The sequence below is a fragment of the Nocardiopsis sp. KDC1DS13DA1 genome, from assembly GCF_055632325.1.
Window position 1 is genome coordinate 222,078 of sequence record NZ_JBVMUY010000029.1, and the last position, 22,904, is coordinate 244,981.

Annotated in this window: 28 protein-coding genes; 20 read left to right on the forward strand and 8 right to left on the reverse strand. The window is 69.4% G+C overall.

What is annotated here, in order from left to right:
• Window positions 1–112: 112 nt before the first annotated feature.
• Entirely contained in the window at window positions 113–1,372 is a 1,260-nt protein-coding gene (locus ACTVAJ_RS19020; RefSeq protein ID WP_470389538.1) for an MFS transporter, read from the forward strand.
• A gap of 26 nt (window positions 1,373–1,398) precedes the next feature.
• On the opposite strand, the gene ACTVAJ_RS19025 is transcribed toward ACTVAJ_RS19020, so the two are convergent.
• Entirely contained in the window at window positions 1,399–1,773 is a 375-nt protein-coding gene (locus tag ACTVAJ_RS19025) for a BlaI/MecI/CopY family transcriptional regulator (RefSeq protein ID WP_470389539.1), read from the reverse strand.
• Between the two features lie 546 nt (window positions 1,774–2,319).
• On the opposite strand from ACTVAJ_RS19025, the gene ACTVAJ_RS19030 reads away from it, so the two are divergent.
• Both ACTVAJ_RS19030 and ACTVAJ_RS19035 read left to right on the forward strand, forming a co-directional pair.
• Window positions 2,320–5,943, forward strand: a complete 3,624-nt coding sequence (locus ACTVAJ_RS19030; RefSeq protein WP_470389540.1) for a multifunctional oxoglutarate decarboxylase/oxoglutarate dehydrogenase thiamine pyrophosphate-binding subunit/dihydrolipoyllysine-residue succinyltransferase subunit — start codon at window positions 2,320–2,322, stop codon at window positions 5,941–5,943.
• Between the two features lie 15 nt (window positions 5,944–5,958).
• Entirely contained in the window at window positions 5,959–6,138 is a 180-nt protein-coding gene (locus tag ACTVAJ_RS19035) for a DUF6104 family protein (RefSeq protein ID WP_073704231.1), read from the forward strand.
• Window positions 6,139–6,203: 65 nt separating this feature from the next.
• Here the strand turns inward: ACTVAJ_RS19035 and ACTVAJ_RS19040 are convergent, their stop codons facing one another.
• Complete coding sequence (locus ACTVAJ_RS19040; protein WP_470389541.1) at window positions 6,204–6,785, reverse strand: hypothetical protein; 582 nt, start codon at window positions 6,783–6,785, stop codon at window positions 6,204–6,206.
• Between the two features lie 214 nt (window positions 6,786–6,999).
• Here ACTVAJ_RS19040 and ACTVAJ_RS19045 point away from each other — a divergent pair, with 214 nt between their 5' ends.
• Complete coding sequence (locus tag ACTVAJ_RS19045; protein WP_470389542.1) at window positions 7,000–7,851, forward strand: DUF4097 family beta strand repeat-containing protein; 852 nt, start codon at window positions 7,000–7,002, stop codon at window positions 7,849–7,851.
• Window positions 7,852–8,958: a PadR family transcriptional regulator gene (locus tag ACTVAJ_RS19050; RefSeq protein WP_470389543.1), complete on the forward strand. Its 1,107-nt coding sequence runs from the start codon at window positions 7,852–7,854 to the stop codon at window positions 8,956–8,958.
• A gap of 105 nt (window positions 8,959–9,063) precedes the next feature.
• Here ACTVAJ_RS19050 and ACTVAJ_RS19055 read toward each other — a convergent pair whose 3' ends face one another.
• Window positions 9,064–10,257 (reverse strand): NAD(P)-dependent malic enzyme, encoded by a 1,194-nt coding sequence (locus ACTVAJ_RS19055; protein WP_470389544.1) that lies wholly within the window; start codon window positions 10,255–10,257, stop codon window positions 9,064–9,066.
• A gap of 389 nt (window positions 10,258–10,646) precedes the next feature.
• Between ACTVAJ_RS19055 and ACTVAJ_RS19060 the strand changes: the two genes are divergently transcribed.
• The 7 genes from ACTVAJ_RS19060 to ACTVAJ_RS19090 all read left to right on the forward strand — a co-directional run bounded on the left by ACTVAJ_RS19060 (window position 10,647) and on the right by ACTVAJ_RS19090 (window position 15,320).
• The gene (locus ACTVAJ_RS19060) at window positions 10,647–11,510 is read left to right on the forward strand and encodes an ABC transporter substrate-binding protein (RefSeq protein WP_470389545.1); all 864 of its coding nucleotides are present in this window, start codon (window positions 10,647–10,649) and stop codon (window positions 11,508–11,510) included.
• Between the two features lie 58 nt (window positions 11,511–11,568).
• Window positions 11,569–12,531, forward strand: coding sequence for an amino acid ABC transporter permease (locus ACTVAJ_RS19065; protein WP_470389546.1), 963 nt, complete (start codon window positions 11,569–11,571; stop codon window positions 12,529–12,531).
• Window positions 12,531–13,331: an amino acid ABC transporter ATP-binding protein gene (locus tag ACTVAJ_RS19070; RefSeq protein WP_470389547.1), complete on the forward strand. Its 801-nt coding sequence runs from the start codon at window positions 12,531–12,533 to the stop codon at window positions 13,329–13,331. The genes ACTVAJ_RS19065 and ACTVAJ_RS19070 overlap by 1 nt, the downstream gene beginning before the upstream one ends.
• 156 nt (window positions 13,332–13,487) lie before the next feature.
• Window positions 13,488–13,721 carry a hypothetical protein gene (locus tag ACTVAJ_RS19075; RefSeq protein WP_470389548.1) on the forward strand — a complete coding sequence of 78 codons (234 nt, stop codon included), beginning with the start codon at window positions 13,488–13,490 and terminating at the stop codon, window positions 13,719–13,721.
• Window positions 13,722–13,915: 194 nt separating this feature from the next.
• Window positions 13,916–14,116, forward strand: a complete 201-nt coding sequence (locus ACTVAJ_RS19080; protein WP_470389549.1) for a hypothetical protein — start codon at window positions 13,916–13,918, stop codon at window positions 14,114–14,116.
• Between the two features lie 252 nt (window positions 14,117–14,368).
• Window positions 14,369–14,779 (forward strand): hypothetical protein, encoded by a 411-nt coding sequence (locus tag ACTVAJ_RS19085; protein ID WP_470389550.1) that lies wholly within the window; start codon window positions 14,369–14,371, stop codon window positions 14,777–14,779.
• Window positions 14,772–15,320, forward strand: coding sequence for an ASCH domain-containing protein (locus ACTVAJ_RS19090; protein ID WP_470389551.1), 549 nt, complete (start codon window positions 14,772–14,774; stop codon window positions 15,318–15,320). Before ACTVAJ_RS19085 ends, ACTVAJ_RS19090 begins: the two co-directional genes overlap by 8 nt.
• Before the next feature lie 115 nt (window positions 15,321–15,435).
• Here the strand turns inward: ACTVAJ_RS19090 and ACTVAJ_RS19095 are convergent, their stop codons facing one another.
• The 3 genes from ACTVAJ_RS19095 to ACTVAJ_RS19105 are packed head-to-tail and all read right to left on the reverse strand — an operon-like array spanning window position 15,436 to window position 16,102.
• Window positions 15,436–15,597 (reverse strand): hypothetical protein, encoded by a 162-nt coding sequence (locus tag ACTVAJ_RS19095; protein WP_470389552.1) that lies wholly within the window; start codon window positions 15,595–15,597, stop codon window positions 15,436–15,438.
• Window positions 15,594–15,833 (reverse strand): hypothetical protein, encoded by a 240-nt coding sequence (locus ACTVAJ_RS19100; protein WP_470389553.1) that lies wholly within the window; start codon window positions 15,831–15,833, stop codon window positions 15,594–15,596. The genes ACTVAJ_RS19095 and ACTVAJ_RS19100 overlap by 4 nt, the downstream gene beginning before the upstream one ends.
• Window positions 15,833–16,102, reverse strand: coding sequence for a hypothetical protein (locus ACTVAJ_RS19105; RefSeq protein WP_470389554.1), 270 nt, complete (start codon window positions 16,100–16,102; stop codon window positions 15,833–15,835). The genes ACTVAJ_RS19100 and ACTVAJ_RS19105 overlap by 1 nt, the downstream gene beginning before the upstream one ends.
• A 169-nt stretch (window positions 16,103–16,271) precedes the next feature.
• Between ACTVAJ_RS19105 and ACTVAJ_RS19110 the strand changes: the two genes are divergently transcribed.
• A complete protein-coding gene (locus ACTVAJ_RS19110) occupies window positions 16,272–17,111 on the forward strand; it encodes a helix-turn-helix domain-containing protein (RefSeq protein ID WP_470389555.1) in 840 nt (279 codons plus the stop codon).
• A 12-nt stretch (window positions 17,112–17,123) separates the two neighbouring features.
• The gene (locus tag ACTVAJ_RS19115; protein WP_470389556.1) at window positions 17,124–17,315 is read left to right on the forward strand and encodes a DUF397 domain-containing protein; all 192 of its coding nucleotides are present in this window, start codon (window positions 17,124–17,126) and stop codon (window positions 17,313–17,315) included.
• Window positions 17,316–17,422: 107 nt separating this feature from the next.
• Here ACTVAJ_RS19115 and ACTVAJ_RS19120 read toward each other — a convergent pair whose 3' ends face one another.
• The gene (locus tag ACTVAJ_RS19120) at window positions 17,423–17,860 is read right to left on the reverse strand and encodes a DoxX family protein (protein ID WP_470389557.1); all 438 of its coding nucleotides are present in this window, start codon (window positions 17,858–17,860) and stop codon (window positions 17,423–17,425) included.
• Between the two features lie 369 nt (window positions 17,861–18,229).
• Between ACTVAJ_RS19120 and ACTVAJ_RS19125 the strand changes: the two genes are divergently transcribed.
• From ACTVAJ_RS19125 to ACTVAJ_RS19140, 4 genes are all read left to right on the forward strand, one after another.
• Entirely contained in the window at window positions 18,230–18,820 is a 591-nt protein-coding gene (locus ACTVAJ_RS19125) for a class I SAM-dependent methyltransferase (protein WP_470389558.1), read from the forward strand.
• A 99-nt stretch (window positions 18,821–18,919) separates the two neighbouring features.
• Complete coding sequence (locus ACTVAJ_RS19130; RefSeq protein WP_470389559.1) at window positions 18,920–19,411, forward strand: GNAT family N-acetyltransferase; 492 nt, start codon at window positions 18,920–18,922, stop codon at window positions 19,409–19,411.
• Window positions 19,412–19,536: 125 nt separating this feature from the next.
• Window positions 19,537–19,962 carry an ATP-binding protein gene (locus ACTVAJ_RS19135; protein ID WP_470389560.1) on the forward strand — a complete coding sequence of 142 codons (426 nt, stop codon included), beginning with the start codon at window positions 19,537–19,539 and terminating at the stop codon, window positions 19,960–19,962.
• A gap of 41 nt (window positions 19,963–20,003) precedes the next feature.
• Window positions 20,004–20,762 carry an RNA polymerase sigma factor SigF gene (locus ACTVAJ_RS19140; RefSeq protein WP_051059085.1) on the forward strand — a complete coding sequence of 253 codons (759 nt, stop codon included), beginning with the start codon at window positions 20,004–20,006 and terminating at the stop codon, window positions 20,760–20,762.
• A 27-nt stretch (window positions 20,763–20,789) separates the two neighbouring features.
• Here ACTVAJ_RS19140 and ACTVAJ_RS19145 read toward each other — a convergent pair whose 3' ends face one another.
• Complete coding sequence (locus ACTVAJ_RS19145; protein ID WP_470389561.1) at window positions 20,790–21,179, reverse strand: hypothetical protein; 390 nt, start codon at window positions 21,177–21,179, stop codon at window positions 20,790–20,792.
• A 148-nt stretch (window positions 21,180–21,327) separates the two neighbouring features.
• Here ACTVAJ_RS19145 and ACTVAJ_RS19150 point away from each other — a divergent pair, with 148 nt between their 5' ends.
• Together ACTVAJ_RS19150 and ACTVAJ_RS19155 are read left to right on the forward strand one after the other, a co-directional pair.
• The gene (locus ACTVAJ_RS19150; protein ID WP_470389562.1) at window positions 21,328–22,260 is read left to right on the forward strand and encodes a diacylglycerol/lipid kinase family protein; all 933 of its coding nucleotides are present in this window, start codon (window positions 21,328–21,330) and stop codon (window positions 22,258–22,260) included.
• A gap of 288 nt (window positions 22,261–22,548) precedes the next feature.
• Entirely contained in the window at window positions 22,549–22,803 is a 255-nt protein-coding gene (locus ACTVAJ_RS19155) for a WhiB family transcriptional regulator (protein ID WP_470389563.1), read from the forward strand.
• Window positions 22,804–22,904 lie beyond the last annotated feature (101 nt).

Sequence of the window (22,904 nt, forward strand, 5' to 3'; positions counted from 1 at the left end):
GCGCCTCCGTCTGAACCGGCCGCCGCCGGACGCGAAAACCCGTGGACGCGCGGCCCCCGTCCTGGCATCGTGCTCCGGCGGGGTCGGGCGAACCGGGGACGTGAGGCGTGGCGTGACGGAAAGAGACGAGACGGTCCCGCGGGCACCCGCGGGACCGCGCGGGGCGGGGCTCCTGGCCCCGCTGCGGCACCCGGCGTTCCGGGCGCTGGCGCTCGGCCGCTCCCTGATGTACCTGGGCAACGGCATGGCCTCGGTGGCGTTGGCCTTCGCCGTGTTGGACACGACCGGTTCCCTGGTGAACGTGGGGCTGGTGGTGGGCGCGCGGTCGATGGCCAACGTGTGTCTGCTGCTCCTGGGCGGGGTGATCGCCGACCGGCTCCCCCGGTCCCTGGTGCTGCGCGGCGGCTGCGCGCTCGCGGCCGCCAGCCAGGGCGCCCTGGCCCTGGCCCTGCTCACCGGAACCGCGTCGCTGCCCCTCATGGTCGGTCTGAGCCTGCTCAACGGCGCGGCGGCCGCCGCCAACCTCCCCGCCGCGGCGGCCCTGACCCCGCAGACCGTCCCTCCCGCGCTGTTGCGTCCGGCCAACGCGATGCTGCGGGTCGGCACGCACACGGGCATGTTCGCCGGGGCGGCCCTGGGCGGCGCGGTCGTGGGTCTGGTGGGGGCCGGATGGGCGATCGCCGCGGACGCGGCGCTGTTCACCCTGGCCGGGGTGGCCTTCGTCCTCCTGCGGGTGCCGGGCGGGGCACGCCGGGCCGAGGAGGAGGGCTCCAGCGTCCTGCGCGACCTCCGGGAGGGGTGGAGCGAGTTCACGTCCCGCCGGTGGGTGTGGATCGTCGTGGCGCAGTTCATGGTGGTCAACGCCTCCTGGACGGCGACGACGTCCGTCCTGGGCCCGGCGGTGGCCGACGCGACCTTCGGCCGGACCGAGTGGGGCCTGCTCATGGCGGTCAACTCCGCGGGGCTCCTGATCGGCGGCGCCCTGGCGGCCCGGTGGCAGCCGGAGCGGGCCCTGTTGTTCGGTGTCGCGCTGATCCTGGTGCAGACCGTGCCGCTGTACGCGCTGTCACTCCGGGCCCCGCTGCTCCTGCTCTTCGCCGCGATGTTCGTGGCGGGCCTGGCCGTGGAACAGTTCGGCGTGGCATGGGAGGTGTCCGTCCAGGAGAACGTGCCCCCGGAGCGGCTGTCGCGCGTGTACTCCTACGACGCGCTGGGATCGTTCGTGGCGATGCCGGTGGGGTCGGTCGTGGCGGGGCCGCTGGCCGAGCGGATCGGCGCGGAGCCGTCGATCGCGCTGATGGCGAGCCTGACGGTGGCCGCGACCCTGGCGGCGGTCGCCTCCGCCAGCGTGCGGAACCTGCGCCGCCGCTGACCGGGGACACGGGGCGACGGCACGGTTCAGCTGGCGATGCCGCGGCGGCCGCGGGCCTGGTCGAGCAGCCGGTGGAAGCGGGCCATGTCCTCGTCGCTGAACCGCTCCACGAAGCTGAGCAGGGTGGCCCCCGGATCCGGCCCCTCGTTGAGCACCTCGTCCATGACGCGCGCGGTGTACTCGGCGTGCGTCTCGCGCGGCCAGTACACCCAGGCGCGCCCGGCCTTCTCCCGGTCCAGCAGCCCCTTGTGGAAGAGGATGTTGGCGACGGTCATGACGGTCGTGTAGGCGATTTCCCGGTCGTAGACCATGGTCTCGCGGACATGGCGCACGGACAGCGGCCCCTCGGCCCGCCACAGCGCGTCCATGATGGCCGCCTCGAGTTCCCCGAGCCCCCTCACGGTGCCCACCCCCTGCCGTGTGTCCCCAGTTCGTACCGTGATCGTAGGCACGCAGACAGCTCTCGCGCGGGAAAACGCCGGACAGCGCACAGATCCGTGCACCCGTGGCGGGCATGACCGGCGTTTCGCGACCCCGGGTGGCTCCGGGGGCGCGGAAGGAGTGTCCCCGCGCCTCCGGACCGTGGCCACCGCGGGACACGTGTGACACGCCACATCCGGCATGGCCGGACTCGGTCAACTCTCTCCCACCCAGAAAACGCCACAAACCAGTACATTCAAGGCACCGCACGTACCCTCCGCCCGCATACCACCACGTAGAGCCAACGGCGTTGTGAAAGATTGTTAGCTATCTCCTAGTTTCAACAACGCTCGCGTTCCCCGCTTGGAGAGCGGTACAAGTAGCCTGGGACCAGGACGAGTGCTGGCCAGGTCAGATACTCCCCGGACCACGGGGACCACCCATGTGTTCATTGAGCCCGCCTTGCCAGCAGCCACCCGTCTCCATCCACATTCACTAGCGAGCTGCGGAAGTGGGCGATCTCCGCCGTGTCGTCTGAGGCGTCTCAACCCCTGACAGATTTCGGCCCCAACGAGTGGTTGGTCGAGGATCTTTATCAGAAGTATCTGACCGATCCCAACTCCGTTGACAAGGCCTGGTGGAACTTCTTCGCGGACTACAAGCCCGCGGACTCCGGTGCGAAGGGCGGAGGGACCACCAAGGCAGCCAAGGCCCCGAAGACCAAGGCCCCCGCGGCCCCCGCGCCGAAGAAGGCCACCAAGGCAGCCGAACCCAAGAGCGACGATGCTCTCCAGGTCAAGCAGGAGCGACTGCGCGGTGCACCCGCGCGGACCGCGACCAACATGGAGTCGAGTCTGGCGCTGCCGACCGCGACCAGCGTGCGCGCGGTCCCGGTCAAGCTCCTGTTCGACAACCGCATCGTCATCAACAACCATCTCCGGCGCGCACGCGGCGGGAAGGTCTCCTTCACCCACCTCATCGGCTTCGCCATGGTCAAGGCGCTCAGGTCGATGCCGGAGATGAACCACTCCTACGTCGAGGTCGACGGCAAGCCCGGTGTGGCCAAGCCCGAGCACGTCAACTTCGGCCTGGCCATCGACCTGCAGAAGCCGGACGGCTCCCGCCAGCTCGTCGTGCCCTCCATCAAGGGCGCCGACGAGATGGACTTCGGCGAGTTCTGGAGCGGCTACGAGGACATCGTCCGCAAGGCCCGCAACAACAAGCTGGGCGTGGCCGACTTCCAGGGCACCACCATCAGCCTGACCAACCCGGGCGGCATCGGCACCGTGCACTCCGTGCCGCGTCTGATGCCCGGCCAGGGCGCCATCCTCGGCGTGGGCGCCATGGAGTACCCGGCCGAGTTCCAGGGGGCCTCCCAGGACACCCTGGCCGAGCTGGGCATCAGCAAGGTCATGACGCTGACGTCCACCTACGACCACCGCATCATCCAGGGTGCGCAGTCCGGTGAGTTCCTGAAGCGGATCCACCAGTTGCTGCTGGGCGAGGACGGTTTCTACGACGAGATCTTCCGCTCGCTGAGCATCCCCTACGAGCCGGTGCGCTGGGTCCAGGACATCCACGTCAACACCGCCACCCAGCTCGACAAGACCACCAGGGTCCAGGAGCTGATCCACGCCTACCGCGTGCGCGGCCACCTGATGGCGGACACCAACCCGCTCGACCACGAGCAGCGCCGCCACCCCGACCTGGACGTCCTCCAGCACGGGCTGACCCTGTGGGACCTGGACCGCTCCTTCCCCACCGGGGGCTTCGGCGGCAAGCAGGTCATGAAGCTCCGCGACGTGCTGGGCGTGCTGCGCGACACCTACTGCCGCACGGTGGGTATCGAGTACATGCACATCCAGAGCCCGGAGGAGCGGGAGTGGATCCAGGCGCACGTCGAGCGTGAGCACGAGAAGCTCGACCGCGACGAGCAGCTGCGCATCCTGCACCGGCTCAACAGCGCCGAGGCCTTCGAGACCTTCCTCCAGACCAAGTACGTCGGTCAGAAGCGCTTCTCCCTGGAGGGCGGCGAGTCGCTGATCCCGCTGCTGGACGGCGTGATCTCCAAGGCCGCCCGGGCCGGGCTCGACGAGGCCGTCATCGGCATGGCCCACCGCGGCCGCCTCAACGTCCTCGCCAACATCTGCGGCAAGTCCTACGGGCAGATCTTCGGCGAGTTCGAGGGCAACCTGGACCCGCGCAGCGCGCACGGTTCGGGTGACGTCAAGTACCACCTGGGCACCGAGGGCGTCTTCGAGACGCCCGACGGCGACAGGATCGGGATCTCCCTGGCCGCCAACCCGTCCCACCTGGAGACGGTCGACCCGGTGGCCGAGGGCATCGTCCGCGCCAAGCAGGACCTGCTCAACAAGGGTCCGCACGGGTTCACGGTGCTGCCGATCCTCATCCACGGCGACGCGGCGTTCGCCGGCCAGGGCGTGGTCGCCGAGACCCTGAACCTGTCCCAGCTGCGCGGCTACCGCACCGGCGGCACGGTGCACGTCATCGTGAACAACCAGGTGGGCTTCACCACCTCGCCGTCGGACAGCCGCTCCAGCGTGTACGCCACCGACGTGGCGCGGATGGTGCAGGCGCCGATCTTCCACGTCAACGGGGACGACCCCGAGGCCGTGGTCCGGGTCGCGCACCTGGCCTTCGCCTACCGGCAGGCGTTCAACAAGGACGTCGTCATCGACATGGTCTGCTACCGGCGCCGCGGGCACAACGAGGGTGACAACCCCGCGTTCACCCAGCCGCTGATGTACGACGTCATCGACGCCAGGCGCTCCACCCGCAAGCTGTACACCGAGGCCCTGATCGGCCGCGGCGACATCACGGTGGAGGAGGCCGAGTCGGCCCTGCGCGACTACCAGAACGAACTGGAGCGCGCCTTCACCGAGACCCGCGAGGTCGAGAAGAACCCGGTCGAGCCGGGCTCGGTGGTCAAGCCCGAGGTGTTCACCGAGGGCCGTCTGGACCACTCCGTGGTCGAGACCGCGATCAGCACCGAGACGGTCAAGCGGGTCATCGACACGCAGGTCAACCTGCCCGACGGCTTCACGGCGCACCCGCGGCTGGCGCCGCAGATCGCCCGCCGCGCGCAGGCGGTCGAGAGCGACGCGATCGACTGGGCGACCGGTGAGCTGCTGGCCTTCGGGTCGCTGCTGCTGGACGACCACACCGTCCGCCTCATCGGCCAGGACAGCCGTCGCGGCACCTTCGGCCAGCGGCACGCCACGCTGATGGACCGCGACACCGGTGAGTCGTACACGCCGCTCAAGCAGTTCGACAACGGCACCACCCGCTTCCACGTGCACGACTCGCTGCTGAGCGAGTACGCGGCACTGGGCTTCGAGTACGGCTACTCGCTGACCCGCCCGGACGCGCTGGTCATGTGGGAGGCGCAGTTCGGCGACTTCGTCAACGGCGCCCAGACCGTCATCGACGAGTACATCAGCGCGGGCGAGCAGAAGTGGGGCCAGCGCTCCAGCGTCACCATGCTGCTGCCGCACGGCTACGAGGGCCAGGGGCCGGACCACTCCTCCGCCCGTATCGAGCGCTTCCTCCAGCTGTGCGCGCAGGAGAACATGACGGTCGCCATGCCGAGCACCCCGGCGAGCTACTTCCACCTGCTGCGCTGGCAGGCGAAGTCGCCGCTGGAGCGCCCGCTGGTGATCTTCACGCCGAAGTCGCTGCTGCGGCTGAAGTCCGCCACGTCGGCCGCCGAGGACTTCACCTCCGGCCACTTCCGGCCGCTGGTCGGGGACGACAGCATCGCCCCCGAGAAGGTCCGCCGCGTGGTGATCTGCTCGGGCAAGATCTACTACGACCTGGACGCGGCGCGCCGCAAGAGCGGGGACAAGCACACCGCGATCATCCGCGCGGAGCGGCTCTACCCGCTGCCGACCGAGGAGATCCGGGAGCAGCTCAAGTCCTTCCCGAACGCGGGCGAGGTCCTGTGGGTCCAGGAGGAGCCCGCGAACATGGGCCCGTGGCCGTTCGTGGCGCTGGTCTTCTCCGAGCAGCTCGACCGTCCGTTCACCCGGATCTCGCGCCCGGCCTCCTCGGCTCCGGCCGCGGGTTCGGCCAAGCGGCACGAGGCGGAGCAGCGTGCCCTGGTGGACACGGTGTTCCCCCCGGCCGACTAGGGCTGGCGGAGCGTCGTGTACTACACCGATCGCGGAATCGAGGAGTTGGAGAACCGCCGCGGCGACGAGGAGGTCAGCTTCGCCTGGCTCGCCGAGCAGCTGAGGGCGTTCACCGACATCAACCCCGAGTTCGAGACGCCCGTCGACCGCCTGGCCACCTGGCTGGCCAGGCTGGACGACGAGGACGACGAGTAGGGCCGTAACGAACGCGAAGGGGCCCGGGTCAAAATCGCGACCCGGGCCCCTTCGCGTGTCCTGACTCAGGCCCGGGTGTCGGTGACGCGGAGCCAGTCCCGGCTGGACCGCAGGCACAGGAGCAGGAGGAGGAACCCGGGGACGACCAGGCTGACCACGAGGCCGACGACCCAGGAGACCGCCGCCATCACCCAGCCGTCCACGAGCGGATCGGTCACGGTCAGGACCGTGACGTCGACCAGCGCCCGGGCCAGGTCGAGGACCAGGGCGGTGAGCACGGCGCCGCGCGCGGTCCTGCCGCCGCGGCCGAGTCGCGCGGCGGCACGGAAGTAGAAGGCTGCGAGGAGGGGGTACGCCACCGCCCAGAGCCAGAGCCGGGGAACGGCCAGGCCCCACTCGGCGTACCACTCCGCCGTCATGTAGGGGGTGCTGTCCAGGCTCAGGAGCAGGATGACGGCGACCGGGACCCCCAACAGGGTGAAGGTCGCGTACAGGACGCACAGCACCCGCAGGAACCTCAGGGCGAGCGGCATCCGGTCGGTGCGCACCGGCGGCACGCGGTGCGGCCGGCCCTGTGGCTGCGGCGGCGGGAGGAGGTAGGGCTCCTGCCGGAGCGGAGCGGGGTCGGGGTTCGGGGGATGGTGCATGTTCGGAGGCTCCTGGAGTGGTTCTTCGTCCGCGCCGGTCGAGACGCCGGGGGACCTTCCAAGGAAACCCTGCAAAAGTGACAAAAAGGACACCAGTCAACCTCAGGGTCCGCCCCGACACGTCCCTGAACCACCCCCGAGATCCGCGACATATCTTGAGTTCGCCCGACTCGCGACATATCGTGAAACCATCGAGCGAGCGAAAGGGTGCACGATGGCACGTTGGACCATCGACAAGCCGATGACCCACACACTCGACGGCATCGTCGCGTTGAAGGTCAGGATCATCGGCGGTCACGTCAACATCCTCCCCACCGACGACCCGGTCACCTTCGAGGTGACCGACATCGTCGGCGAACCGGTCCTGGTGACCCAGGAGGCGGGGATCCTCACCATCCACTACGAGGACCTCACGAGCCAGGGCCTCCTCGACCGGCTGCGACCGGTCCAGCTCAACAGCTACAAGGGCATGGGCGGCCGCAGGGCCACCGTGAACCTGCGCATCCCCGCGGACTGCCCGGTGGAGGTGAACACGGTCAGCGCCCCCGTCGTCGGCGCCGGCCTGGGCTCCCGCACCAGTATCCGGACCGCCTCCGGCGAGATCACCCTCGACGACTCCTCCGGCGCGACCGACATCACCACCGCCAACAGCCAGGCCTCCGTCCGCAACCCGTCCGGTTCGCTGGCCTTCAACAGCGTCAGCGGCCAGCTCGCCGTCGCGGGCGGGCGGCTCGCGGACTTCAGTGCCAAGACCGCCTCCGGCCAGATCCTGGCCGACACCGACCTCGCCCCCTCAGGGCGGGTCCGCCTCAACTCGGTGTCCGGCGAGATCGCCCTGCGCGTCCCGGCGGAGACCTCGGCGACCGTCGAGATGCGCTCCATCACCGGCAAGCTCGACACCGACTTCTCCCTGGACCGGCGCAGCGCCCCGGCCCGCAACGTCCTCAGCGGGAAGATCGGCCCCGGCGTCGACCCCGCGTCCATCACCACCAACACGGTGTCGGCGCGCACCGCGCTGCTGCGCCGTGCCCCCGCCACACCCGCGGCTATTCCCGAGGGGGCCTGAATGACCACCATCTTCGGCCACGGCAGGCTGCGGCTCTACCTGCTCAAGCTGCTGGACGAGAGCCCGCGCCACGGCTACGAGATCATCAGCCTGCTCCGCGACCGCTTCCTGGGCGTGTACTCCCCCTCCCCCGGCACCATCTACCCGCGCCTGGCGCGGTTGGAGGAGGAGGGGCTGGTCACCCACACCGAGGAGGGCGGACGCAAGGTCTACCGCCTCACCGACAAGGGCCGCCAGGAGCTGCGTGAGCGCAGCGGCGACCTGGACGACCTGGAGCGGGAGATCACCGACTCGGTGCGCGACATCGCCCGGGCGGTCAAGCAGGACGTCCGGGCGACGATCAGCTCGCTGCGGGAGGAGCTGAAGTACGCGTCCGGCGGCGCCCGCCGCCCGGCCCCCGAACCGACCGCGCAGCCCCGGAGCGGGTCGGCCGGGACGCGGGAGAGCGGGCAGGAGGGCGAGCAGGCGGGACCGGAGGGCGAGGGCGTCCGGGAGACCCCGCGTGCCGACACCTCCGACACCTCCGGCACCTCCACCGCGGAGGACGCCGAGGAGGCGCACGGCGGGGAGCGCCGCGAGGAGGACCAGCGGGAGCGCTGCCGCGACGGCGGCCCGTGGGCCCGCGAGTGGGAGCGCTTCGCCCAGGGGTTCAGCGGGGCGTTCGGCGCGGCCTGGGGCCGTGGCTCCGACCGCTCGCACACCCCGGAGTTCGACCAGGCCCTGCGCGACTTCTCCGAGCGCGTCCGCGACGTGGCCCGGGAGGCCGGTCACGTCGGCGAGGCCGCCGCCAGCGACCTGCGGCGCATCCTGGACGACACCGTCGAGGTGATCCGCCGGGACATGCGCCGCTGGGGACCGCCCGGTGAGCGCTCCGAGGAGCACGGGGACGAGGAGCGCCCGGGAGAGGGGGCGAAGGAGGGGCCGGACACCACGGCCGGCACCGGGACCTCCACCGCCGGGGGAGGCTCCGAGGAGCCCCGCGCCGAGGAGCCCGGGGCCCGGCCGACGCCGCCCGGTGACGGGAGTTCCGCCGCCGACCCCTGGGGCACCGCGGTCGACGAGCAGGACGGCCCCGGGACCGGCACGGACGGCAACCGCGGGAGCTGAGGACGGGGACGGGGGAATCCCCGGGAACACAAGAGGGCCCGGAGGCGCCGCGGGGGCATGCTCTCCGGGCCCCACCCGTGTCCGGGCGTCGGCACCGCGTCCGAACTACTTCTGGGCGACGCCGTCCTCGCGCGCCTGGGCGGCGACGGCGGCCGCGACGGCGGGGGCCACCCGCTCGTCGAACGGACCGGGGATGATGTAGTCGGCGGACAGGTCGTCACCGACCAGGTCGGCCAGCGCGGTGGCGGCGGCCTGCTTCATGTTCTCGGTGATGTCGCTGGCGCCGGAGTCGAACGCGCCCCGGAACACGCCGGGGAAGGCCAGGACGTTGTTGATCTGGTTGGGGAAGTCGCTGCGGCCGGTGGCCACGACGCTCGCGTACTTGCGGGCGACGTCCGGGTGGACCTCCGGGTTCGGGTTGGCCATCGCGAAGACGATCGCGTTCTCCGCCATCGTGGCCACGACCGACTCGGGCACCTCACCGGCGGAGAGGCCGATGAAGACGTCGGCACCCGCCAGGGCGCTCTCGATCGAGCCCTGGAGCCCCGCCTTGTTGGTGCTGGCGGCCAGCTCCTGCTTGACCGGGGTGAGGCCCTCGCGGCCCTCGTAGATCATGCCCTTGGAGTCGGCCACGGCGATGTCGCCGATGCCGCCGTCCAGGAGCATCTTGGTGACCGCGACACCGGCCGCACCGGCACCGGAGACCACCGCGCGCAGGTCGCCGAGGGTCCGGCCGGTCAGACGGGCCGCGTTGCGCAGGGCGGCGACGGCCACGATGGCGGTGCCGTGCTGGTCGTCGTGGAAGACCGGGATGTCCAGGCGCTCACGCAGCCTGCGCTCGATCTCGAAGCAGCGCGGCGCGGAGATGTCCTCCAGGTTGATGCCGCCGAAGGACGGGGCCATGCGCACGACCGTCTCGACGATCTCGTCGACGTCGGTGCAGGAGAGCGCGATCGGCACGGAGTCGACACCACTGAACTGCTTGAACAGCAGCGACTTGCCCTCCATGACCGGCAGGGACGCCTCGGGGCCGATGTTGCCCAGGCCCAGGACGGCGGTGCCGTCGGTGACGACGGCGACCAGGTTGCTCTTCCAGGTGTAGGTCTCGACGAGCTCCGGGGTCTCGGCGATGGCGTCGCACACGCGGGCGACCCCGGGCGTGTAGGCGAGGGACAGGCTGGCCTGGTCGTTGACGTCGACGGAGGAGGTCACGTGCAGCTTGCCGCCCCGGTGCAGGGCGAAGGCCGGATCCTGGTCCAGGTCGGTGGGCGTGTCATGGGTGTGCGCATCAGTGGACAACTTCTCAAACCCCTCAGGTTTCGCGTGTACGCCCGACGTCGGCCATGACGAGGGCGGACTGGGTAGCGGCGGGGGCCACGCGCGAAGACGTGTGAGTGCTAGGGGAGCCTCCACGGCACCGGTCCCGTCGGACCGGAGGTGCGTTCCGGGGAGGGCCGTTCTTCGCCGGACTCCTATGTGAGTTCTGCGCGGCCGCCTCTCACGGGGTTGACCCGTTACGCAATCCTCTCACAACGGTGACCACAGGAACATCCCGGGTAGCCACCATTGACGGCACCCCAGTAGCCCCTTTTTGTACAGAATGTCGTGGATGTTGCCTGGGAGCTGGGCGTTCGGCCCCCTGCCCGCGCCTCGGCCAGGCACGACGTGCGCTCGAAGGAGACCCCACCATGGCCACGCACACGCCCCGGTCCGCACGGCGGACCCTCCTCGGTGCCCTTTCCCTCACCGGCGTCCTGGCGCTGACCGCCTGCGGCGGCGGCAGCGGGGACTCCTCTGCCTCCGAGCAGGACTCCAATGTGGTGGTCATCGGTGTGGAGGCCGCCTACGCTCCCGGTGAGTTCCTGGAGGACGACGGCGAGACCGTCCAGGGCTTCAACGTCGACCTCGTCGATGCCGCCCTGGCCGAGATGGGCATGGAGTCCGAGTGGGTGCCCACCACGTTCGACTCCATCATCATCGGCGTCGAGAGCGGTGAGTACGACCTCGGCTCCTCCTCCTTCACCGTGACCGAGGAGCGGATGCAGGCCGTCAACATGGTGAGCTACTTCTCCTCCGGCACCCAGTGGTTCGCCCAGGCGGGCAACCCGCAGGACGTCGACCCGGAGAACCCGTGCGGCATGCGGATCGCCGTGCAGTCCAACACCACGCACGACACGGACATCACCGCCCGCAGCGAGGCGTGCGAGGAGGCGGGCGAGGAACCCGTCACGATCGAGCGCTTCCCGAACCAGCCGCAGGCCACCGAGACGGTCGTCTCCGGACTCAACGACGCCTCGCTGGCCGACATGCCCACCGCAGCCTACGCCCTGGAGCAGACCGGCGACGGCGTCCTGGAGTTCATCGGCGAGCAGTACGACGCCGCCCCCTACGGCATCGTCGTGCCCCAGGAGGACACGGAGTTCGCCGAGGAGCTCGCGGCGGCCTTCGACACCCTCATGGAGAACGGCACCTACGACGACATCCTCGCGGAGTGGGGCATCGGGTCCGGTGCGATCGAAACCGCCGAGGTCAACCCGTCCGTTGACGGCTAGGTAGCGGTCGACCCCCGACAAGCGCACCAGACCACTCCACCGAGTGAAAGACCGAGACGTGTCCTCACCCAACGAACCGGCGGGCGGTCCGAGGAAGGTCCAGACCCCGGACCCGGACCGCTCCGCCGGCCCCATCACCGCCGTCCCCGTCCGCTACCCGGAACGGTGGGTGGCCGCGGGCTTCATCCTGCTCCTCGCCGCCATGTTCGTGCACATGCTGTTCACGAACGACGCGTTCGACTGGCCGTTCATGTTCGAGAACATGTTCTCCGAACCGGTCGTGCGCGGTGTGTGGATCACCCTGAGCGCCACGCTGCTGTCGATGCTCATCGGCGTGCTCCTGGGGGTCGTGCTGGCCGTCATGCGGCTGTCGGGCAACCCCGTCCTGACGTCGGTCTCCTGGCTGTACACCTGGTTCTTCCGCGGCGTGCCCCGCCTGGTGCTGGCGGTCCTCTTCGGCAACCTGGCCATCCTGTACTCGACCATCGAGTTGGGCGTGCCCTTCGACCACTACCTCCTGGCCGCGCTGGGGATCGAGGGCGACCTCCGGTTCTTCTCGATCGACGCCCGCACCCTGCTGAGCGGCTACACGGCGGGCCTGCTCGCCCTGTCGCTGTCCGAGGGCGCCTACATGGCCGAGATCATCCGGGCGGGGCTCCAGTCCGTGGACAAGGGCCAGACCGAGGCCGCCCAGGCGCTCGGGATGAGCCGTACCAAGGTGCTCTGGCGGATCACCCTGCCCCAGGCCATGCGCGTGGTCATCCCGCCGACCGGCAACGAGACCATCGCGATGCTCAAGGACACCGCGCTGCTCGCCTACGTGCCGGTGACCATCGAGCTGTTCTACCAGCTCCAGGCGATCGGCACCCGCAGCTACCAGATCTTCCCGATGCTGGTCGCCGCGTGCCTGTGGTACCTGGCGATCACGAGCGTGCTCATGGTCGGCCAGTACTTCGTCGAGCGCAGGTTCAACCCGGGCCAGAACAGCGTTCGCAACCGTGCCGTCGGAGGTGCGCACTGATGGCCGAGACTCCTGAGAACCCGATGACCCCGAACGACCCCGACGCCCTGGTGGTCGCGGAGAACGTCCACAAGCGGTTCGGGCGGCTGGAGGTCCTGCGCGGGATCGACCTCACCGTGAAGCGCGGCGAGGTCATGTGCGTGATCGGCCCCTCCGGTTCCGGCAAGTCCACCTTCCTCCGGTGCATCAACCACCTGGAGAAGCTCTCCGCCGGGCGCCTGTGGGTGAACGGCGAGCTGATGGGATACCGGCAGAGGGGCGGGCGGCTGTACGAGCTGCGCGACCACGAGATCGCGGCCCAGCGCCGCGACATCGGGATGGTGTTCCAGCGGTTCAACCTGTTCCCGCACCTGAGCGTGCTGGGCAACATCATCGAGGCGCCCGTCCAGGTCAAGCGGGTGCCGAAGGCCCAGGCCACGGAGAAGGCCGTGGAGCTCCTGGAGAAGGTCGGGCTGCCGGACAAGGCCGACGCCTACCCCGAGCAGCTCTCCGGCGGCCAGCAGCAGAGGGTGGCGATCGCCAGGGCGCTGGCCATGGAGCCGTCGCTCATGCTGTTCGACGAGCCCACCAGCGCACTGGACCCGGAGCTGGTCGGCGAGGTCCTGGACGTCATGCGGGACCTGGCCGAGGGCGGCATGACCATGGTCGTGGTCACGCACGAGATGGGGTTCGCCCGTGAGGTGGGCGACTCCCTGGTCTTCATGGACGAGGGTGTGGTCGTCGAGGCCGGGACCCCGCAGGACGTGCTGACCGACCCCCGGCAGGAGCGGACCCAGGCGTTCCTCTCGAAGGTGCTGTGAAGACGGGTGCTTTGCGCGTCACCCGACGCGCAAAGCACCCGATCACCCCACCTGTTGACCAGCCATAACGCACAGTACCGACCACCGCTCTTTCCAGTCATAAGACCCAATGCTAGGGTAATTACGAATTGCCCCCCAATGATTGGAATTCCCCTGGTGAAGAGATTCGCTCAAGTAGTCGCTGCCCTCCTCCTCTCCCTGGGAATGACGGTGGGCATCTCCAACGCCGCCAACGCCTTGAGCTGGAGGTGGGTAGGCTACTATCCGGACAAGGCGGAGTGCCAAAGACGCGGAGCCGCACAGGTCAACTACTATGATGGCATTGAGTTCGATTGTACCTACGTCGGCGACTACGGCTGGTCTCTGTCCGTGAACTACTTGTACAACTGACGAAGCCCGTTGGCGGGCGCTTCCACCAACAGTGCCCAGCTCCGGCCACATACCTCCAGGCCCCGCGCACACGAATGAGATCCAGAACCCGTGTGCACGGGAATTCTTTCGTCCTGTCAATGATCATCGGCTCGTGATGGCGGCCGTCAAAGCGATCCGGCGTACACATTGGAGACGGGAAAACGCCCTCCGCCGTGCTTGACGAGAACGCGCCGACGACTTGGGCCGCCTCGATCTGGCTCGCCGAGGGCAACGCCCAGCGACCGGAGTTCCCCGGCCGCTTCTTCGGCACCGTCGTGTCCACGCTGTCACTCTGCACCGTGTCCGCCGAGTCGACCGAGCACCGAGTCGACTTCATTTTCAACAACGTGCGCATACCCAAGCCCCAGAGGTGACACCGTGTCGGCCACCCCTGTTGCTCTCACCCAACTCGGTTCTGGCCAACGCCCTTCTGCGCTCCATCGACATGTTGCGCCCCCACGTACACGCCATGCGACCCAAGCGCATCGAGTTCGTCGTCGGCACTCAGATCACGGCCCCCGCACCTGGACATCAACCTGGTTCAGACGACGGCGTTCCTGCTGGCGAAGATCGCCCGGAGCGAGTTCCTCCGCACGCTGAAGCGTCTTGACGAGATCCGGTGGTGGATGGCGCCTTCACACGGGGTCGTGCACATCCGGGTCCCCTGCCCCGAATGCGGCTGGGCGGAGAAGCGCACCGACCGGACCAAGCTGGTACACCTCGACGAGGACGGCGCCTGCTTCGCCGCGGTCTGCCTTGACCACGGCCCGTACGAGATCGACATCGACCCCGAGAACGACGCCTACATCGACTTGGCCACCCTGTACCGGAATCTCGTCAAGGAGCGGTTGCTGGTGCGCGACGACACCACGTTGCGCGTGATGCTCAAGGGCGGCGACTGGGCGTTCGGCTCCCAACTCGTCGACGGCGCCCTCGGTGTCCTGGACACCCCCGGGGGCACGTATGCCGCTGCGCATCTTCACACCGCAGGTCCTCGCTCCCACGGGTGCGAAACTGTCCAAGTCCTTGTTGCGTGACCGCGGAGCGGACACGCTGCCAGCCGACGTCGAACCGTGGATGCTCGACACGACCACGTGGCCGGGCAGCACCGACCACTACGTCGACGCGCTGTTGTGGCTCGTCGGCGAACTGCTCACCGATCCGAAGCACTTCTTCCGAAGCTTCACCGTCAAGGAACTGGGCCGATTGATGAACTCCCGCCCCGCCGACCTCGACCAGCGTCCCCGCGCGCACGAGATGGGCATCTACAAACGGTACTTCGACCTGATCGCGGCGGGGAAGAAGACAACCGAGATCAGAGTCAACGACAGCAGCCGTCAGCGGTTGAAGGAAGGTGACCTTCTCCGGTTCAAGTGCCGTGAGGAGGAAGCGCTCACCCGGATCACCCGGATCACCCGGTACTCCGACTTCGACGAGATGTTCGAGCATGAGCCGGTCTCGTCGGTCAACCCGACCGCGTCGCGCGAGGACCAGCTTCGCAACATTCGGGAGATCTATCCGCCTGAACGTGAGGCTCTGGGTGTGGTCGCGATCGGTATCGAACTCGTCGACCCGTAGCCCGTTGCGGCAAAAGCCGCAGCACCGCGGGCAGTCCTGAGAGGGTATGACGCCCCTCCGTCACGTGTGCCCCGCGTGCCGCTCGGCGCGCGGGGCACACGTTCGCCCTGGCGGGTCAGTCGCCCCACTCGACGTTCTCGAACGGGCCCGGCACCCGCTCGCCTCGGGCGCGGAGCCTGTCCTCCCAGGCGATCCGCAGGGCGACCCAGCGGCCCTGGACCTCGACCGCCCTTTCCTCCTCGGGCGTCAGCGGGGCGTCCTCCGGGTGCTCGCTCACCGCGTGCCTCCGTCCCGGGGCGGCGGGATGACGCGCGGCCCACGGCGGGAGATGACCGAGAACAGTTCCCCGTACGAGGGCGCCTCCAACCGCTCGAACGGGTCGCCGTCGCCGGACCAGCCGACCGGCCGCCGGGCGGTGTAGGTCTTCACCCCCGCGTCGTCGACCTCGTAGGAGACGACCCACCGACCGGCGATCAACTCCCCCAGCGCACGGCGCACCTCCGGGCTGTCCATCACCGCCACCCCGCCCTCAGCCAGCTCAGACCGGCGGCGGCCGGTCGCGGCCCGGGGACCAGTCGCAGCAGGTCGCCCGGCCCGGAGACGATCGACGGCAGCGCGGGGCCGGGACGGGCGTAGCGGCGGGCACGCGCCGCGCGACGGGGGCGGGCGGCCTCGCGCACGCACCGACGCACGGCGCCGGGGACGCGGTCGGCCACCGGGGGCCGGACCACGGCGCGGGACGGGGGCCACAGCGCCAACAGGAACAGGAGCAGGTAGCGCACAGAGCGCCTCCTCAGAGCACGGAGTCGCTGACTCTCAGCGACCGGATGAATGCTTAGAACCATCATGCGATACGTGACATGCTTTTCTCAAGATGCGAATCACATGTGGGTGATATGTCTGATTCCCTAGAGCTGGCCTATGATCAGGCAGGCCAGGAGGTGACACAGCGTGGCCGACAGCAGGTACAGCCCCAGCGCACGCCGAAGGCGACTCTCCGCCTTGCTGCGACGTCTGCGCGAGGAGCACGGGAAGACCATCGACGGCGTCAACAAGCAGCTGGGGTGGGCGTCCGGCAAGCTCAGCCGCATGGAGCGCAACGAGTGGAAGCTCCCCTCAGTGCGCGACATGAAGGACCTCGCGGAGGTCTACGAGCTGAGCGGCGAAATGCGGGAGGCGCTGATGTCTCTCGCCCGTGAGGCCCGTGTTCGTGGCTGGTGGGTCGAGTACCGGGATGTGCTGCGCGGCGGTCTGGCCGACTTCGAGTCCGGTGCCAGCATGATCCGCACCTTCGAGGCGCTCCTCATCCCCGGCCTCTTCCAGACCCCGGAATACGCCGCAGCGGTTCTTCGCGGCAGTCGCGTCCTCAGTGACAGCGACATCGAACGCAAGGTCTCCGGACGCATGCGCCGTCAGGAGATCCTGGCCAATGACGACCCACCACGCGTGTGGGCCGTGGTCGACGAGGCCGCACTCCGCAAACGTGTGGGTGGCCCCGAAGTGATGGCCGCTCAGATCCGGCATCTGGCGAACATGGCCGAGCGACCGAACGTCGACATCCAGGTCATACGAGATGAGACCGGCTCCCACGCCTCGATGGAGGGAGCCTTCATGATTCTGGATTTCCCCGATCCGGCTGACCTGCCACTGGTGTACATCGAGACCGCCACCGAGGACCTGTACCTGGAGCAACCAGAGGCGATCCAGGAATACGTCAGTATCTTCGGCCACATCTGTAGCGAGGCGGAGTCTCCGGAGGCTTCTGTCCGGTTCCTGGAATCACTCATCTAGCAAGGACACGTCATGCATTCATCCGACCTGAACTTCCGCAAGTCCAGCTACAGCGGCAGGGGAGACAACTGCGTCGAGGTCGCCGACCTGCCCTCTGGAGCCGCTGTCCGCGACACCCAGAACCGGCGACTGGGGCACATCTCGTTCGCCGACTCGGCCGAGTGGCACGCCTTCCTCGCCGCTGCGCGCCGCGACGCGGAGTAGTACAACGCGAGGAGGCCCCGACCGCTATGGCCGGGGCCTCCTCTGCATTCATCCTTGACCCACGGTACCCGCCAACATAAGGGCACGCCAGTAGGCCGACGGCTCCGTCAGGGCATCCGAAGCGCGCTCTGACCCCGGCCGGACAGCAGACGGACGAAGCGCGCGGTGCGGGCACGGCGCGCCCAGGCGACCAGGAGCATCGGCACGAGGTAGGCGACCGGGGCCAGCGCGGTGACCGGCTCGTCCACCAGCAACTGGGTCACGGTCGCCCCGACCAGCAACGCGACCAGACCCAGCGCGGCCGGTCCGCTGAGCGCCGGGACCAGCAGTGCGACCGCGCCCGCCAGCTCGATGACACCGATGGCGTACATGAACCACAGGCCCAGACCGATCTGCTCGAAGCCCTCGACCGCCTGGGGCGTGGCCGCGAGCTTGACGTAGGCCCCCATCAGGAAGGCCCCGGCCAGCAGGATCTGGAGGACCCACAGACCGACGTTGGCCGCGCGGCGGGGGGTGTGCGTCTTCACGGTGTCGATGGTCGTCATGTCCCTGTCCTTCGTTCGGATGACCTTCGTGGCGGACTCTCACCCTCAGGTCGAACGGGCCGGGCCGGGATCGACACGTCCGGCAGAATTTCTCGAACCGGCTCCGGATGCTGGCCGGATGGGGACAGTTGGTTCCAACGCGCCTTGGGACGCCCCAGGGCGGGTAGTGAGCCATGGGAGAACACGATCCGCTGAGGAAGGCGACCATGTATCCGCACACAGCACCGGACCTCCGAGGGTCCGGACACGGAGTCGTCTGAGGTGCGCTCGGGAACGGACGGGGAAACACCCGCCACCGCGCTTGACCCGGCGCCGCCGCCACAGCAGAGTCGTGACGCAGGGGCACCGGTACGGCCTTCGGGGGAGGACATGGACCCGCGCACCGAGCGCGCACGCGAGCTCTGGAACCGCAGAGCCGCCCGGTACGACCTCGGCGAGGCCCTGGAGGGCCCCGCCCTGCGCCGCACCCGCGAGATCCTGTGCGCGGGCGCACGCGGGCGCACACTGGAGGTCGCCGTCGGGACCGGCCGCAACCTGCGGTACTACCCGCCGCAGGTCGAGCTGACGGGACTGGACCTGAGTCCGGAGATGCTGGGGAGGGCCCGGGAGCGGGCGGACGGCCTGGGCCGCCCGGTCCGGTTCGTCGAGGGCGACGCCCAGCGGACGGGGTTCCCCGACCGCTCCTTCGACACCGTCGTGTCCACGCTGTCGTTGTGCGCCGTCCCCGACCAGCGCCGCGCGATGGAGGAGATGTACCGGGTCCTGGTTCCGGGCGGCCGCCTCCTCCTCGTCGACCACATCGAGTACACCCGCTTCCCCGCCAGACTGGTGGAACGGCGCCGCGAACACCCGCGTCGGCTGCCACGGGAGGTCGCGCTGGAGGTCGGTTTCGAGGTCGGCCACCACGACCGCCTCATGCTCGGCCTGGTGGAGAGGATGGTGGCGCACCGCCCCACCTGACCCCGCCCCGGCCGGCCGCTGCCGGCCTCCGCCCCGGTGGACCCCCGTCCCGCGCATAGGCTGGAGGGGTTCGTTTCCTCCCCCGACCGAGGTGATCCGATGATCCGGCCAGCCCGCCCCGACGACGTTCCCCTCATCCACCGGATGATCAGGGAGCTCGCCGAGTACGAGAAGGAGCCGGAGTCGGCCACCGCCACGGAGGAGGACATCCGCACCGCCCTCTTCGGGCCGGACGCCGCCGTGTACGGCCACGTCGCCGAGCACGTCGGGGAGGACGGGGAGACGGAGCCCGCGGGCATGGCCCTGTGGTTCCTCAACTTCTCCACCTGGACCGGCAGGCACGGCATCTACCTGGAAGACCTCTACGTCCGCCCGCACCTGCGCGGCCACGGCCACGGCCTCGCCCTGCTCAGGAACCTCGCGCGGATCTGCGTGGAGCGCGACTACACGCGGCTGGAGTGGTCGGTCCTGGACTGGAACACGCCCGCGATCGACTTCTACGCCGCGCTCGGTTCCAAGCCGATGGACGGGTGGACGGTCCGCCGACTGGACGGCGACGCGCTGCGCGAACTGGGTTCCCGAAACTCCTGAGAAGGGCTGTTCGTCTCACGTTCGTACCGGATCGGGCGGACACGATCTCACTTCCCTGCGGCGGTGGCAGGGTGAAACGAGATACATTGCATTCAAGCGGCAACCTCGCCCCCCGAAGGAGGGACGTGACCGAAGAAACCGCTGTGCCCACGGCCGACGCCATCGGCGTCCGGGACGCCGTCACCGTCAACATGCCCGCGGACAGCGCCTATCTGTCCGTCTTGCGGACGGCGACGGCGGGTCTGGCCGCGCGCCTCGACTTCACCCTCGACGAGATCGAGGATCTGCGGATCGGGGTCGACGAGGCCTGCGCGATGCTGTTGACCCAGGCTCTGCCCGGCACAGAACTGACCACGGAGTTCGAACTCACCCCCGAGGGGATGCGGATCTGCGTCTCGGTGCTGACCGCCGACGGCCGCCTCCCCGAGCGTGACACCTTCGCCTGGACCGTCCTGTCCGCCCTGGCGGGCGAGGTCGACGCGGGCGTCGGAGCGGACGACCGGGTGCACATCGTCCTGTACAAGCGTCGCGGCACGCTGGAGTCCGCGTGAGCGAAAGGGGGCCCGCTCTGACAGCGAAGACCGAGCACGCGGTGCCCGACCGGGCCCGCGCGAGAGAGTTGTTCGAGCGCCTGAACGAACTCGACGCGGACTCCGAGGAGCGGCGGCGCATCCGCGACGAGCTCGTGGAGCTCCACCTGCCCCTGGTCGAGTACCTGGCACGCAGGTTCCGCAACCGGGGCGAGTGGCTCGACGACCTGACCCAGGTGGCCACGATCGGGCTGATCAAGTCGATCGACCGGTTCGACCTGGAGCGCGGGGTGGAGTTCTCCACCTACGCCACCCCGACGATCGTCGGCGAGATCAAGCGCCACTTCCGCGACAAGGGCTGGGCGGTGCGGGTTCCCCGGCGCCTCCAGGAGCTCAAGCTCTCACTCACGAAGGCGGTGAGCGACCTGTCGCAGCGGGAGGGGCGCTCGCCGACCGTCGCCGAACTCGCGGCGCACCTCCAGATGACCGAGGAGGAGGTGCTGGAGGGCCTGGAGTCCGCCAACGCCTACTCGACGGTCTCCCTGGACGCGCCCGACAGCGGGGACGAGGACGCCCCTGCGGTGGCCGACTCCCTGGGGATCGTCGACGAGTCCCTGGAGGGCGTGGAGTACCGCGAGTCGCTCAAACCACTGCTCGAACAACTGCCCCCGCGGGAGAAGCGCATCCTGCTGCTGCGCTTCTTCGGCAACATGACCCAGTCGCAGATCGCCCAGGAGCTGGGGATCTCGCAGATGCACGTGTCACGTCTGCTGGCGCGGACCCTGGCCCAGCTGCGCCAGGCCCTGACCACGGACGACTGACCGGCCGGTCCACCCGCGGCCGCGGAGCTACTCCCCCTCGTCCCGGGGGAAGAGCGCCGCGGTCGTCGGTGGCGCCAGGACCGCCGCGGCGGTGCACAGGGCCACCGCCAGCAGGACGCCGCCCATGAGCAGCTGTCCGCTGGTGAACATGTAGTACGCCACCACCGCGAGGAACAGCTGCGTGACCACCACGGGCGTGCGGGCCCACTCACGCAGCAGCAGCAGGCCGCGCGCGACGAACACCAGCAGGGCACCGGATCCCACGCCCAGGAAGGCCAGCGGGATCGCCGAGGTGACCGACGCCGCCTGACCGGTGGCCGCGGTGACGAGGCTGTAGAGGCCGCCGACGGCCGCGGCGAGCCCGATCAGGGCCTCCAGCGCGGCGGCGACGAGCAGGGTGACGGGACGCGTAGACACGCGACGAGCCTATACGCGCGCGCGGGAGGCCCCCATCCGGCTCCCCTCCCAGCTCACGCCCGTTCCCCCGCCCAAGGCGGGGATCCCGGGCCGCCACGGGCCCCGGGGACACCGGAACCCCCGCGGAGCACCGCCTACACTTGGGGCCGTGCGCGCCCTTTTCATCGTGAACCCCCAGGCGACCACGACGACCACTCGCACCCGAGAGGTGATCGTGGGCGCCCTGGCTGCCGAGCTGGACGTCACCGTCGTCGAGACCGCCTACCGCGACCACGCCAGCGAGCTGGCCCGCAAGGCCGCCGCGGACGGTTTCGAGCTGGTCCTGAGCCTGGGCGGTGACGGCACCGTCAACGAGGTGGTCAACGGGCTCCTGGCGACCCCAGACGGACTGCGCCGCCCCCGTTACGCCGTGATCCCCGGCGGCAGCGCCAACGTGTTCATCCGCTCCCTGGGCGTGTCCGGGGACCCGGTCGAGGCGACCAGCGCGGTGCTGGAGGCGATCCGCGCGGGCCGCGAACGCGAGATCAACCTCGGGCGGATCACGAGCGACCAGGACGACCGCTACTTCACGTTCTGCGCCGGGTTCGGGTGGGACGCCGACGTCGTCCAACAGGTCGAGCACGAGCGCGCCCACGGCCGCAGGGCCACACCGGCCCTGTACGCGGAAGTGGCGGTAAAGCTGTTCTTCCGCGGAGATATCCGCGATCCCTCACTGCGCGTGTCCGCGGGCGGACCGCCCCGGGACGGGGCCTATTTCGCCCTCGTCACCAACACCACGCCGTGGACCTACGCTGGCTCGCTACCGCTCCAGCCCACGCCCGCGTCCCGTTTCGAGCTGGGTCTGGACGCATTCGCGCTGACCAACTCCTCGCACGCCCTCACCGGCTGGGTACTTTCGCAGATGTTCTTTCCCAAGGGTCTACCGGCGATCGGCGACGGGTACCTCACCTGGCACGACCTGGACTCACTGGAGATCTCGTCGTCCCACCCCAGGGCCTTCCAAATCGATGGTGAATACCTGGGAGACCGCGAACAGGTCAACTTCCACTCGGTACCGAAGGCATTACGAATCATCTGTTAATTGGCTCGAAAGACACCATTCACGGGCACTGTGACGCACCCGACACGCCGATCGGGACCTTTGACCCCGAGAGCTCTTGCACCGACCCTGCGGGCCTGTCACGCTCAAGTTATCGCCATGAGTTACGGGCGAGTTAATTGGGGCGCTTCCCACATGGCCGTGGGGTGAAACCTGACCGCTTCGGCCCTGACACCCTCCGGTGGGAACCATCCACCGGGCGCCCTGCGCACCGACCGATCGTGAAAATGTTCACAACCCCCGATCGCCTCACCGTGAGGAGTGGACCGCATGGACTGGCGCCATGACGCAGCCTGCCGTGACGAAGACCCCGAGCTCTTCTTTCCCATCGGCAACTTCGGCCCCGCACTGATCCAGATCGAGGAGGCCAAGGAGGTCTGTCAGCGCTGCCCGGTCAGCTCGGCGTGTCTGAAGTGGGCGCTGGAGAGCGGCCAGGACGGCGGCGTCTGGGGCGGCATGAGCGAGGACGAGCGGCGCCTGCTGCGCAAGCGCGGCACCACGCGCCGACCGATGGTGCGTGCCTAGGCGGTGTCCTCTGGGGCCTCCGCTCCGCTTCGGCCCGTGTCCGGGCACCCCGAAGGCAGGGATTCCTCGCCCTCGGCGGCGCCTACCGCTCGTTCCTCGCT

What these genes read in the sequence shown, in the direction of transcription:
- ACTVAJ_RS19045 (WP_470389542.1), top strand. Translation starts at nt 7,000, where the DNA reads ATGGCACGTTGGACCATCGACAAGCCGATGACCCACACACTCGACGGC.
- ACTVAJ_RS19115 (WP_470389556.1), top strand. Translation starts at nt 17,124, where the DNA reads ATGCATTCATCCGACCTGAACTTCCGCAAGTCCAGCTACAGCGGCAGG.
- ACTVAJ_RS19130 (WP_470389559.1), top strand. Translation starts at nt 18,920, where the DNA reads ATGATCCGGCCAGCCCGCCCCGACGACGTTCCCCTCATCCACCGGATG.
- ACTVAJ_RS19070 (WP_470389547.1), top strand. Translation starts at nt 12,531, where the DNA reads ATGGCCGAGACTCCTGAGAACCCGATGACCCCGAACGACCCCGACGCC.
- ACTVAJ_RS19085 (WP_470389550.1), top strand. Translation starts at nt 14,369, where the DNA reads ATGGCGCCTTCACACGGGGTCGTGCACATCCGGGTCCCCTGCCCCGAA.
- ACTVAJ_RS19120 (WP_470389557.1), bottom strand. Translation starts at nt 17,860, where the DNA reads ATGACGACCATCGACACCGTGAAGACGCACACCCCCCGCCGCGCGGCC.
- ACTVAJ_RS19100 (WP_470389553.1), bottom strand. Translation starts at nt 15,833, where the DNA reads ATGGACAGCCCGGAGGTGCGCCGTGCGCTGGGGGAGTTGATCGCCGGT.
- ACTVAJ_RS19125 (WP_470389558.1), top strand. Translation starts at nt 18,230, where the DNA reads ATGGACCCGCGCACCGAGCGCGCACGCGAGCTCTGGAACCGCAGAGCC.
- ACTVAJ_RS19060 (WP_470389545.1), top strand. Translation starts at nt 10,647, where the DNA reads ATGGCCACGCACACGCCCCGGTCCGCACGGCGGACCCTCCTCGGTGCC.
- ACTVAJ_RS19155 (WP_470389563.1), top strand. Translation starts at nt 22,549, where the DNA reads ATGGACTGGCGCCATGACGCAGCCTGCCGTGACGAAGACCCCGAGCTC.
- ACTVAJ_RS19040 (WP_470389541.1), bottom strand. Translation starts at nt 6,785, where the DNA reads ATGCACCATCCCCCGAACCCCGACCCCGCTCCGCTCCGGCAGGAGCCC.
- ACTVAJ_RS19050 (WP_470389543.1), top strand. Translation starts at nt 7,852, where the DNA reads ATGACCACCATCTTCGGCCACGGCAGGCTGCGGCTCTACCTGCTCAAG.